Raw genomic sequence first — 12,413 nt, 5'->3', positions numbered from 1 at the left:
GGTTGCATCGAAGGCGATCGGGGCTTTGGACATTCTGGCGAGGGGCGGTAGGATGTCCAAAGCCCCGATCGCCTTCGATGCAACCGTGCCGGTCGCCCTTGCCAGAGCCGAAAGCGCGCCAAATGAAGGTACTGCCTTCCGTGGACCGGAGATACCGTGCGTAGTTGAACCGGTTTCCTCGCGCAGGGCTTTGAGGATTAGTGGCACAGCGCAGGAAAGGGCGCTGTCGAGCCTCATTGCCAGCACTTCATGGTCCGCGCTGGCCAGGCGCGCCGTCCACGGCCACAACGGGCGAGCCGTGTCGTGCAGCTCGACGAGAAGATCCTGATTGTTCACCCAGGCCGCCATGACTCCGATCTCGCCGGGTGCGCCGTTGAATACCGGAGTGAGCACGCGCCGCGCCGCCGGGAGCGATCCCAGCCCGCTCAAATCGATCACCACATCCACCTGGTCGGCCGGAGGCGGCGGCAGGCGCCGCAGCGCCGCGTCTACCGGGTCGACGGCGCTCTTCCCGCGAAAGCCATAGACCAGTCTTTCGAGTTCGAGGAGCAGACGGCAGACTAACGGCAGCGGCCGGCGGCCGGCCACCAAAGCGCAGGAGACTTCGTTGCCAGGCACTTCAGCAAGCGCTTCTGCCAGCCAAAGGTGCCATCGCAGTAGCCGGGACGGATCGAGATTGAGGCAGATGCGCATTGTTGTTCTCGCAGCCGATTTCAAAAGGACGCCAGCTCACAACTCCACGATGACAAAGCAGCAGCGCGCCCCGCAGCGCAAGGATGGTTTCCACCCGCTGCGGTTTCGGAGACTCGCCGAACATTTGATTTGGGAGATGGCTGACAGCACGGGTCCCCACTCGAGCGGCTGGAAGCGGCCAGGCACTACTATGCCCGATCGACGCTCGCCTGTGCGAGGTCAGAAGGGGTAGTCCTTCGGGGCGCTTGCGCTGTGCCTGCGACAGGAGTCACGTGGAGGGATGATTGTCGACCGGAAACGGACAAAATACGGACTGCGTAACGCGAGGTGGTTTGCGTCACGCCGGTGCGCCGCCAGACCCGCCGCGCACGCGGGCCCTGGTGATCTTCCGTGGCGAGAACCGCCCTCCGGGCAGGCCGGATCCAGTGCGTGAGGCCTGGCGTTTCAAACCAGGACCATCGCACCCCTATCCAAGAGTTTGGACAGAAACTGGCAGCTCAAGTCGGGAGAAATCCTAGATGCGTATTCTGAAGCTTGCGCAATCCTATCCGTCGACTGGCGTTGGCCAAGAGGGCCACGTCCGGAACCCGAATATCGGTCTCGCTTGCGGCGCTGACGTTGTCACAACCGGTCAGCCGCGATCGAAAACCGGGCAGTCCGACGATGGCGTCAGCAGCGAACGCCGCCCCCCTACGATCTCAGTAATTATTTGTGCCTACACTGCGGACAGGTGGGCACTGCTGCTGAAGTCGGTGGCCTCGGCTCAGGAGCAGACATTGCAGCCCTGCGAGATCATCGTATGCGTCGACCAGCCCCTGTTCCGCCGTTGTGCCGCCCAATGGGCTGACTTCGCTGCATCCACCCCCCCGATACGGGTGATCCAGAACAAATGGGACGGGCATCTCGGGTCGGCCCGAAACACGGCAGCCGAGACGGCTGCCGGAGAGATCCTGGCGTTCCTGGATGACGATGCGGCGGCCGACAAGGACTGGCTCGAGGTTCTCACCGCCCCGTACCAGGACGCGCGCATCGGCGCCGTCGGCGGGCGTCCCATTCCGGTGTTCGAGGTTGGCCGCCCGGGCTGGTTCCCTCTACAGTTCGACTGGGTGTTCGGATGTGCTTACGATGGCCTTCCGACCAGCCGAGGCCCTTTGGCCCACCTCATCGGAGCCAACATGTCGGTGCGGCGGACCCTCCTCGAGCAGGTGGGAGGGTTCCATTCCGACCATCACGACGACATGGACATGTGCCACCGCGTGGCGCACATCAAGGGCAGCGAGGCAGTCATCTATGAACCGGCGGCGACCGTCCGCCACTTTGTGCCCGCCTCACGGCCGACCTGGAAGTACTTCTGGCGCCGCTGCTTCTTCGTCAACAAGGGGAAAGTCGAGGCCTTTGCCCAGATGGGCGACGCCGCCACACTGGGTGCCGAGACCCGCTTCGTCTGGCACGCGCTGACCAGGGGCGTTCCGCGCGAGATTTTGCAAGCGGCCAAGGGCGACGCCCACGGGCTGGCGCGATGCGCGGCAATAATCGTTGGCGTGGGTCTTGCCGCGGCAGGCCATGTCACCGGCCGGATCGCTCTACTGCGCCGCCTGCGCCGGCTGCGCCAACAGGCCAACAAGCAGATACTGGACGCAGCCGCGCAAGGCATTAGACGTGGGAAGTAGATGCCGTCTTCGCTAATCATCGGGTCGGGTCCGGCTGCAGCCGCCGCCGTGTTGGCGCTGTCCGAAAAACCGGACGAGAAGATAACCGTGTTCGATCCGGGCACCGTGCTGGACGCGGAGACCCAGGAGGTAATAGCCAGGCTGTCCAGGCTGCGTGTCGACGACTGGGATGAGGAGGACGTCCGCCGGGTCAGCCTGCAGCCCAAGCGGGTCCAGTCCGACTCGCTGCCTGAAAAGAGAAGCTACGGATCCGATTTCCCGTTTGCCAACAAGGGCCAGCTCGACGGCGTCCATTCCGTGGGCAGAGTGAACCCGGCGGTCATATCGAGCGCCTACGGCGGGTTCAGCAATGTCTGGGGGGCCCAAATCATGCCCTTCAGCGCCGCCACGTTCAAGGGATGGCCGGTCGACTTCTCGGATATGGAAGAGCACTATCGGACGATCCTGGGTCACATTCCTTTCGCTGGAGAGTCCGACGATCTCGAGGAGTGGTTTCCGCTCATCGGATCCCCGGACCCGCTTCCGCCGCTGGCGCCGCGGACACAGATGGTCCTGGCCAACTACCACCGGCACCGCGAGCGAGTGCGCTCGACCGGCATAACGATAGGCCGCGCCCGGCTCGCCTTCGCTGCCCCCGAATGCCAGCTCTGCGGCCTGTGCATGACCGGGTGCCCACGGTCGCTGATCTTCTCGGCCTCGCACAGCTTCGATCGCTTCCGGCGAAACGGGAGGATCGACTACCGCAGCGGGTTGCTCGCGGTGCGAGTCGAACAGGATGGCGACACGGCCGTCGTGCACGCCCGGGAACTGTCGAGCGGCCATATCCAGCGATTCACGGCCGACCGGGTCTTCGTGGGCTGCGGAGCAATCGGGACCACAAGGCTGATGCTAGGCTCGCTCAGGTCGGACCAGCCGGTACATCTTTCGGAATCTGCTCAGTTCGTTCTTCCAATGATTTCCATGAAGCCAACCCCCGACCCACGTGCAAGGCGCGAGTTCACACTCAACCAGTTCACCATGGTCATCGCCCGGGACGACGAAGGCTTGGATGTTTCACAGATTCACTTCTACCCGTTCAACCAGGCATATTACGATGCGCTTCCCGGGTTCCTCAAACACCGCGCCGCCGCCTTCGCGACCGATCGGCTGCTCAGCCGGTTGACGGTAGGCCTGGGCTACTTGCCGTCCTGGGCATCACCTAAGATCCGGGTGAGCGCCCAGCTGTCCGCAGCAGCTCCTGACGAGCTTCCCCAGATTACCATCACTTCGGAGGGCTTCAGCAAGGCCAGGGTCAGGGGCAAATGTGTGCCTCCGATGCTGCCTGACGTAATAAGGCGGATCCGCAAAGCGGCACCTTACCTGGACTTGTGGCCAGTCACGCCGCAGATGCTATGGTCGGGCGGAGCCAAGAGCTACCACTTTGGCGGCAGCTTTCCTCACGCCAATGAGCCGGATTCCGGGAGTGCGACGACAGACCGCCTCGGGCGGCTGGCGCGCTGGGACCGGATCCATCTCATCGACGGGTCGGTTTTCCCAAGTGTTCCGGCAACCACCTTTACCCTGACGGTGATGGCTAATTCACATCGCATCGCTCGCGAAGCGATGCAGCTGATGGCTTGAGCGTTCGATGCGGGTCGGTATCACCGGAGCGAACGGATATGTCGGGACCATCCTGCGTGCCGCCTTCGCCGAACAAGGGCATGAGGTCATCGCGTTCGCCCGTTCGAACCGGGTGACCTCCGGGCCTGCCGCCGGCGTCACTGAGTGGCGCCCGTACGAGATCAAAAGCCCACTGTCGGGGGCAGCATTCAGCGACCTGGATGTGCTCATCCACGGCGCATGGGACCTGACCCTCGTCAGCGCCGGCGATGTGTGGGGCACCAATGTGTCCGGCTCGCAGCACCTCCTCCGCAATGCGGTCGACGCGGGGGTTCGCCGGGTCATTTTCATCTCCTCGATGTCCGCCTGGGAGGGAACCCAACAGTTGTACGGTCAGGCGAAGCTGGCCTGCGAACGCACCGCCGGCAGTCTGGGAGCTGTCTCCACCCGGCTCGGCCTGGTGTACGGCCCTGGTTGGGGCGGGATGGCAGGCGCGCTCCGCAAGCTCACCACGCTGCCGGTCACACCCCTGATCGGGGCGCGCTCCCATCAGTTCATGGTGCATGAGGCGGACATGGCAACCGCCATGGTGCGAATTGCCGAGTCGGACATGCCCCTGCTGGAACCGGTAGGGCTGGCCAACCCCGAACCGGTGCCGTTCCGACGGCTCATGAACGAGATCGCCGCATCGCAAGGCAGAACACTGCACGCCGTCTCCGTGCCCTGGCAGTTTGTCAGTGGCGCGCTCAAGGCAGCTGAGGCCCTGCATGTCCCCCTGCCCTTCCGATCCGACTCCATCCTCGGGCTCGTGCGCCCGGCGCGTGCGGTTCCCGGCGTAGAGCGGCTCAGGCAACTCGGTATCGAGTTTCGGAGCTTCTCGCTGGATGGCGACCGCCCCTCATCCGGGGCATTGCGTCGGTATTCTTAGTCGAAGGCCGGTTCGATCCGCCAAGAGACGCAAACGGCGAAACTTTGCGGCCGGCACGATCGCAAGGATCCGCGGCAGCGTCGCCGCACAGGCGGGCGCGATGCGATTCAGTCCGGATCAGCAAAATGGGGCTACCCCCGAGGAATAATCGCGGATCGAAGAAAACCATGCAATGATTCACAAAGACGCAAGAGACGCATGACCTCAAAGACGAGCGCAGAGGTTAACGCCGAGCCCCCGTCGAATTCCCTGTTTGTCCGGCGGTGAAGGCTTGCAAACGGAAGTCATTGCAGAATCCGGAGGACTTGTGGCGCGAAAGCTTGCGCACAAGAGGTAAGGGGCAATCCGATTGGGTGAACCGCGCGCCATCTTCGTATCGGGAGTGGCCGGCTTTGTAGGAAGCAGGCTTGCAAGGATCTTTGTTGACCGCGGATATCCGGTCTTCGGCTTTGACAATCTGTCGCGAGGCTCTCGGGAAAACCTGAACGGACTTCTCTCGCATGAGAGGTTCTTTTTCGAGAAAGTGGATCTCTCAGACGCGGCTGCGGTGAGAACCCGATTTTTGAATTGTCACGGTCGCATTCCGATTTCCGAAGTCTGGCACATGGCTGCCAATTCAGACATTCCCGCAGGAATCGCCGATGCCTCTGTCGATCTGCGCGATACCTTTCTGACGACGTTCAACGTGTTGGACGCAATGAAGGCGGCAGAGGTTCCGTTCCTTGCTTTCGCTTCCAGCTCAGCCGTGTACGGCGATTTGGGGGAGGCTCCGATCAGAGAGGATGTCGGGCCGCTGCTGCCGATTTCCAACTACGGCGCCATGAAGCTCGCATCGGAAGCGCTAATCAGCGCAGCCGTCGAGAATTGGTTGGCGCGGGCCTTGATTTTTCGCTTTCCGAACGTGATCGGCGTTCCGGCAACACATGGCGTCATTCTGGATTTCGTCAGAAAGCTGAAGATCACACCAAACAAGCTGAATGTCTTGGGATCGGGCCGGCAACGGAAGGCCTATCTTCACGTCAATGACCTGATCGATGCGATCGTCTACCTGCGTGCAAACGCATCCGAGCGGCTTGGCTGCTACAATATCGGCCCCGAGGACAAAGGGGTAACCGTCAGCTTCATAGCGGAAACGACCGTCGAGGCCGTCGCACCGGGCGCGGGGATCGAATACGGATTTGAAGATCGCGGTTGGACGGGGGATGTTCCCCGGTTTTCCTATGACGTAGCAAAGCTCCGTGCACTCGGTTGGCGGCCCCAGCTTGGATCGGCCGACGCTGTCCGAAAAGCCGTCGTGGAAATCGTGCGGCAGGAAGGACACCCGTGATGCAAGCCGTGGTACTTGCGGGTGGTCTGGGGACACGGCTCAGGGGCCGGATCGGTGATTTGCCCAAGTCGCTGGCCAACATTGGTGGCACGCCGCTTCTCGAGCATCAAATCCTCCTCGCCAAGCAACACGGGATCGAGAGGATCTTGATCCTGGTGAACCATGCAGCCGAGCAGATCGTGGAATTTTGCACTCAGCGCGGGAATTGGGGGATTGACGTTCGTTGTGTAGATGACGGTGCACCTCGCGGGACTGCCGGAGCGGTTCTGTCTGTTTTGCATCTGCTCGACGACGACTTCCTCACCATCTACGGCGACACGATGCTCGACGTCGATCTCACCCGCTTCAAGTGCTTCCATGAAAAACACAAGGCAGCAGCCGCAACTGTTTTCACCCATCCGAATGATCACCCGCAAGATTCCGATCTGATCGAAACGTCGGAAGATGGCGTGGTTGCCGCGTTCCATCCTTATCCACACGATCCCGGTTGCTTTTATCCCAACAAAGTCAGCGCGGCTCTTTACTACATTCGAAGACAAGCCCTGTACCCGTGGCGCGCCGCGGCAACTCCGCTGGATTTTGGCAAAGATCTCTTTCCTGAAATGCTTCGGGCCGGCGCGGAGATCAGAAGCTATAGCAGCCCTGAGTACATAAAAGACGCGGGAACCCCGGCGAGACTTGACAAGGCCTGCGCCGACCTTGCCTCCGGCCGCATAGCCCGAGCTTCACTCGCTTCTCCGCAGAAAGCAGTATTTTTGGACAGGGATGGGTGCATCAATGTCGACTATGGGCACATCGATCGTCCCGAACGCTTCGAACTGATCGAGGGGGCCGCGGCCGCGATCGCCTGTTTCAACCAGGCCGAATACCGGGCAATCGTCGTCACCAACCAACCCGTTGTGGCGAGAGGAGGATGCTCTGTACGAGACTTGCGGATGATCCATAACAAGATGGAGACCGAGCTTGGCCGCCACGGGGCTTTTGTCGATGCCATCTACTACTGCCCGCACCATCCAGACCGCGGCTTTGCCGGCGAGGTTGAAGCGCTAAAGGTCCACTGTGAATGCCGCAAGCCCGCCACCGGGTTGGTCGACCAGGCGGTCGAGGCGTTCAATATCGATCGCAGACAATCCTGGGTCATCGGCGATTCCTCTGCCGACGTCGCACTCGCAAAACGGTCCGGCATCAGATCGATTCTGGTCGAGACGGGCGCGGGCGGGCTGGACAGCAAGTATCATGTCATGCCCGACTATACCGTCCCAGACTTGTTCGAGGCTGCCAAGTTCATTCTCACCGTTCACCCGACCTTGGTCGACACGGCATCTGATCTGATCGCGCATGTGAAGCCGGGTGATGTGTGTTTCGTGGCAGGGCTCTCCCGGAGCGGAAAGAGTGTCCTTTCCAGCGCTATCGCCGAGGTGCTTCGCGGCCGCGGCATTGATGCACAAGTCGTTGCCCTTGATCGCTGGATACGGTCCGCCGCCGATCGCAAAGCAACGGTGATGGGTCGCTACGACATGAACGAGATCAGGAAGGTTCTAAGCCGCCTGGTCGGCGTTCGTTCTCGCGAGACGCTCGATCTGCCCTACTACGAAAAGCTGAGCCGCATATCGCATCCAAGATCGGAAAAGATAAGCATTTCTCCGGAAACCGTCCTGGTCGTGGAAGGATCCGTCGCTCTTTCGCTGTCCGATGTGGTTTTGCCCGGTCGTGCACACACATTCTTCGTTGATATCGATGAGGAGCTGAGGAGGTACCGAGTAACGCGGGAATACTCGCGTCGAGGCGTGGATCGGGAGGCTGCAGCGCGTATCTACAGCTCCCGCCAGGAGGACGAGACACCAATCGTTCTGGCATCGCGGGCGCGCGCCAACCATTGTGTCCGATTGCGGGCGATCGAGCTGATTGAGGCCGTGGGATGATTATCAGCCAGACGCCGCTTCGAGTGAGCTTCGTGGGAGGTGGCAGCGATCTGCCTGCCTTCTATCGGGAGGAAGGCGGCGCCGTCCTAAGTGTTGCTATCGACAAGTACGTCTACGTGAATGTGAACCGCAAGTTCGATAACGGCACTCGAATCGCTTATTCCAAAACGGAAGAGGTCGATAGCGTTGAGGATATCCAGCATCCGATTGTCAGGGCGACGATGGGATACCTTGGGATATGCGGGGGCGTTGAAATAACGACTATTGCCGATATTCCATCCAAGGGAACCGGACTTGGATCATCGAGCGCTTTTACGGTTGGCCTTCTGCACGCGCTGAACGCGTTCCGAGGGCAATATGTCTCCAAGGCAAAGCTCGGTGCCGATAGTTGTTGCATCGAGATCGAACTTTGTGGCGCGCCCATTGGAAGGCAGGATCAATACGCCGCCGCCTTCGGCGGATTGAATCTCATCGAGTTTCACTGCGATGACAGCGTTTCGGTGTCACCGCTCATATGCCCGCGTAATTTCATCGCTTCGATCGAGAAGCAAGTTCTCATGTTCTACACCGGCATTACTCGCAGTGCTTCGGACATTCTCGTACGCCAGTCGGAGGGGATCGCAAAAGCGCCGGACAAGCGCAAAGCGCTGAGGCGGATGGTCGGGCTCACCTATCAGCTTCGTGATGAACTACATCGATGCAACCTCGACGCCTTCGGCGAAATCCTCCACGAGAACTGGCTCTTAAAAAAGAGCCTCTCTGAGGAAATCACGAACGATGCAATCGATCACTGGTACCAGACCGCAATGCGGGCGGGTGCCACGGGCGGCAAGCTGCTGGGAGCAGGTGCAGGAGGTTTTCTCATGTTCTTCGCACCTCTCGATCGCCACGACGCCATCAAAGCGGCCCTAGGGGACCTAAAGCACTTCCCTGTCAAGTTCGACTTCGCCGGGAGCCGCATCGTTCACTATCAACCGACATCGGAGTCCACCCAATGAAACATTTTGGCGGCAGTAATCAATCAACCGACATCGGAGCCCGCTCAATAAAAAATGTTGGCGGCAGTGCTCAAGGCTATTTCAAGAAACTCGAGATCGTCCTGGCTTCATTGGACCACCAAAGCATCGATGATGCAGTGGCCTTGGTCGCGCAGGCACAGGAGGATGGCAAGCAGATAATCACGCTTGGAAATGGTGGCAGTTCGCTCACGGCGCTGCATTTCATCACGGACTGGAACAAGAGCATCTATCTTTCCACGAAGCGCCCGTTTCGTGGCCGGACGCTGGTCGACAATGTGGGCCTTACGTTTGCATACGCGAACGATGTTTCTTTCCAGGATGTGTTCGTCGAGCAGCTGAAGAACATCCTGAACGAGGGCGACTTGGTCATCGCAATATCGGGAAGCGGAAACTCGGAAAACGTTCTGCGCGCCGTTCGATACGCCAATGATCATGGCGCAGTTACGTTAGGCCTTTGCGGATTCGGCGGAGGCACGCTCCGGCAGATCGCCCAACATGTGGTCTGGGTCAATGTGAATGACATGCAAATTGCGGAGGATATCCATTCCATGTTCGGGCATGTCGTCATGCAGCGTCTTTGTCTTGCGAGTACACAAAAGTGGAGCGATCGGCGACAGCGGCGCAGCGCTGCTGGAGGCTTCAATGCAAATCCAGCTAGCGCCGAGACGGGCTGGCAATCCTGATCGAGAACAGGCGATGCCCCATTATCGGCTCTACGTTCTGGACGAACGCGGCCAGTTCATGGGCGGGGTCAACCTTGCCTGCACGGACGACGGCGCGGCGCAAGAGCACGCCAGGCAGTTAGCAGACGGCCACGAGGTGGAGCTTTGGCGACTGGTTGCGCGGCTCAGATCTGACAATCCACGGGGCCGTCCCGCGGCGACGAAACCCCTTCGCGCACCAGGGCCACGTTTCAGCCATTTCAACAAGCCGCCCAAACGCATCCTGGTGCCACCCAGATCTTGAACGCCATGATCGCTATGCAGGCACGTTGGGGTCGCGAGTGAACGGCCTGTCTGGTGCCGTCGGCGCGGCGCCCGATGACGCCAGCCTTCCACTATGCGAACGACCGCTCGAACCCAAGCTGCGCAACATTTTCAGCCAACGGACACGGTTTGGCAGGACGTCGGGAAGGCGGTTCCAGTGCGGCCGTTCGATCACTTTCCATATTAGAATGTGTTAATAAGTTATGTTAGTAATTTGTTAACAGGCATTCTGCCAGCCTCATTCTCGCCGCAAATCGTGGTAGGGTCGCCGACGTCACGTACATCATCCTTAATGATCAATTCATGCAGGTACAAAACGATGTGAGTGAATAAGTTAAGAAGCGGAAATGCCTGCGTTTTGCTTGGGTGCGCGGGTCGAATTAAAACAAAAAAGACGCAATGAACCAAGGATCTACCGTGCTTATACTACAAGGCATGCTTGGCTGCGCTCCCGCCGGGCGAGATGTGAGCATTCCCGTCGACAAAACCCGCCACCGATGATGCGTTCGACGTTAGGCTCGCTCGACAATATGTCTAGTGCGAGGCCTTCCAAACCTCAGTTACTTTGAAATCCATTCGCAGTGCCTGACTGCGAGCAGGCGACATGTCGCGCAGCTTGGCGATGCGCGGCAGTGGAGTTCTCTATTTTTTTCAGCGCCAAAGAAGGATCTCGGAATGACTCTTTCCGCCCCCGCAGGCTATACTTCCAGCGACCTCGTCTACGAGGAAAACTTCTCCGGCACGACGCTCGGCAGCGATTGGAATACCTACATCACCAGCAATGCCGCCGACGGCTGGGCATGGAATAGCAATGGGTCGGGAGGAAGCACGCCGGGCGGCCCATATAATGCCGACTACGATATGCCGAGCCAGGTGTCGGTGAGCAACGGGTACCTGGATCTCACGGCGATCAAACAGGCCATCAACGGCGTAAATCAGGGTGGGGTGTCACAGACATTCCCGATCACGTCCGGCGCCGTCAGCAGCTATGGCAACTTTGAATTCAACGGCGGCTACCTTCAGATCAGCATGAAGGCGCCGAGCGGCGACGGCGCATGGCCAGGCCTCTGGCTGATGCCCGGCGATGGCGCGGGCAGCAGCGGCGACAATTTCGAGCTCGACATACAGGAGGGTGGATTTACCGGTTCGGGGTCGGCTGACAACAACTTCTCCTGGCACCTCCACGGGCCATCAGGGTGGGTCGGCGACACTATCGACAGCGGCATCGACCTCACGGGCGGCTTCCACACTTACGGCATCAACTGGGTGCCCGGTGAATCGATCACCTGGTATCTGGACGGCAAACAGATGGCGCAAGTGACCAGCGCCCAGGTCGCGATCCCGGATGAGCCGATGCAATTGATGATGAACCTGGGGGTCGCGAATGACAACGCGAGCGGGTGGCATACGGCTCTGGATGGTTCGACCCCATCGTCGATGCAAATGCTGATCGACGGGGTTCAGCTTTATCAGAAGGCGGGCAGCGGCGACACCGTCACGGGCGCCAACGTCACTCCCTCGACGACGTCATCGACCCAGACCCCGACGACGCCGACGGTCCAGCCGGCGGTGACTCAGGTCGCCGCTTCGCCGGGAACGGGAACCGAGCATGCCGGCGATGCCATCACATTGACGGTCGCCTTCAACAAGGCCGTGACCGTCACGGGCACGCCTACACTGTCGCTCAATGACGGCGGAAAGGCCAGCTATGTCAGTGGCTCTGGCACCAGCGCGCTCACCTTCCGCACCACGGTCGCTTCGACCGACAAGGATACCTCGGCGCTCGCCATCACCGGGGTCAATCTTCCGAGCGGCGCGAGCATCAAGGATGCGTCCGGTGTTGCGGCGAACCTCTCGGGCGCGGTGAAGACGTTCTCCGGGCTCCAGATCGATCCGATCTTGCCGGCGGTGACGCAGGCCACGGCCTCGCCGGGAACCGGCACCGAGCACGTCGGAGACACGGTCACGCTGACACTCGGCTTCAACGAGGCCGTGGCGGTATCGGGCACGCCGACGCTGTCGCTCAACAATGGCGCGACCGCCACCTATGTGGGCGGCTCCGGAACGAGCGCGCTCAACTTCCGCATCACGGTCGCGTCGACCCACACGAGTACCTCGGCACTTGCCATCACCGGGGTCAATCTTCCGAACGGTGCGAGCATCAAGGACGCCGGCGGTGTCGCTGCGAACCTTGCGGCCGCGGTGAAGACGTTCTCCGGTCTCCAGGTCGCGACGTCATCGGCAGCCCCAACAACCCCAACCACCCCAA

At 60.6% G+C, this 12,413-nt stretch carries 9 protein-coding genes; 8 read left to right on the top strand and 1 reads right to left on the bottom strand.

All coding sequences use genetic code 11. The annotated features are described in order from the left end of the window. On the bottom strand, window positions 1-693 hold a 693-nt coding region (locus EN738_RS20575; RefSeq protein ID WP_145966890.1), incomplete at its 3' end, for a hypothetical protein. A gap of 518 nt (window positions 694-1,211) precedes the next feature. Between EN738_RS20575 and EN738_RS20570 the strand changes: the two genes are divergently transcribed. From EN738_RS20570 to EN738_RS20535, 8 genes are all read left to right on the top strand, one after another. Next, window positions 1,212-2,363: a glycosyltransferase gene (locus EN738_RS20570; RefSeq protein WP_127285304.1), complete on the top strand. Its 1,152-nt coding sequence runs from the start codon at window positions 1,212-1,214 to the stop codon at window positions 2,361-2,363. Between the two features lie 48 nt (window positions 2,364-2,411). Beyond that, window positions 2,412-3,983, top strand: a complete 1,572-nt coding sequence (locus EN738_RS20565) for a GMC oxidoreductase (RefSeq protein ID WP_210214085.1) — start codon at window positions 2,412-2,414, stop codon at window positions 3,981-3,983. A 7-nt stretch (window positions 3,984-3,990) separates the two neighbouring features. Next, window positions 3,991-4,890: an NAD(P)-dependent oxidoreductase gene (locus tag EN738_RS20560; RefSeq protein WP_127285302.1), complete on the top strand. Its 900-nt coding sequence runs from the start codon at window positions 3,991-3,993 to the stop codon at window positions 4,888-4,890. Between the two features lie 349 nt (window positions 4,891-5,239). Beyond that, on the top strand, window positions 5,240-6,217 hold the full coding sequence (locus tag EN738_RS20555; protein WP_210212288.1) for an NAD-dependent epimerase/dehydratase family protein: 978 nt from the start codon (window positions 5,240-5,242) through the stop codon (window positions 6,215-6,217). Then, window positions 6,217-8,139, top strand: a complete 1,923-nt coding sequence (locus EN738_RS20550; RefSeq protein WP_127390825.1) for an HAD-IIIA family hydrolase — start codon at window positions 6,217-6,219, stop codon at window positions 8,137-8,139. Before EN738_RS20555 ends, EN738_RS20550 begins: the two co-directional genes overlap by 1 nt. Beyond that, window positions 8,136-9,137 (top strand): GHMP kinase, encoded by a 1,002-nt coding sequence (locus EN738_RS20545; protein ID WP_127285299.1) that lies wholly within the window; start codon window positions 8,136-8,138, stop codon window positions 9,135-9,137. Before EN738_RS20550 ends, EN738_RS20545 begins: the two co-directional genes overlap by 4 nt. After that, complete coding sequence (locus tag EN738_RS20540; RefSeq protein WP_127285298.1) at window positions 9,134-9,841, top strand: SIS domain-containing protein; 708 nt, start codon at window positions 9,134-9,136, stop codon at window positions 9,839-9,841. The genes EN738_RS20545 and EN738_RS20540 overlap by 4 nt, the downstream gene beginning before the upstream one ends. 978 nt (window positions 9,842-10,819) lie before the next feature. Next, window positions 10,820-12,413: glycoside hydrolase family 16 protein (locus EN738_RS20535; protein WP_145966889.1), on the top strand; the 1,594-nt coding region annotated here is incomplete at its 3' end.

The organism is Mesorhizobium sp. M4B.F.Ca.ET.017.02.2.1, from assembly GCF_003998955.1.
In the GTDB taxonomy this organism is placed as follows: Bacteria; Pseudomonadota; Alphaproteobacteria; order Rhizobiales; family Rhizobiaceae; genus Mesorhizobium; species Mesorhizobium abyssinicae.
Note: the sequence above shows the minus strand (reverse complement) of the source record. Positions and strands in the feature narration are given on the sequence as shown.

Bases quoted from the DNA above. Each gene is read 5' to 3' on its own strand.
- EN738_RS20570 (WP_127285304.1), top strand. From the start codon at position 1,212: ATGCGTATTCTGAAGCTTGCGCAATCCTATCCGTCGACTGGCGTTGGC.
- EN738_RS20560 (WP_127285302.1), top strand. From the start codon at position 3,991: ATGCGGGTCGGTATCACCGGAGCGAACGGATATGTCGGGACCATCCTG.
- EN738_RS20550 (WP_127390825.1), top strand. From the start codon at position 6,217: ATGCAAGCCGTGGTACTTGCGGGTGGTCTGGGGACACGGCTCAGGGGC.
- EN738_RS20545 (WP_127285299.1), top strand. From the start codon at position 8,136: ATGATTATCAGCCAGACGCCGCTTCGAGTGAGCTTCGTGGGAGGTGGC.
- EN738_RS20540 (WP_127285298.1), top strand. From the start codon at position 9,134: ATGAAACATTTTGGCGGCAGTAATCAATCAACCGACATCGGAGCCCGC.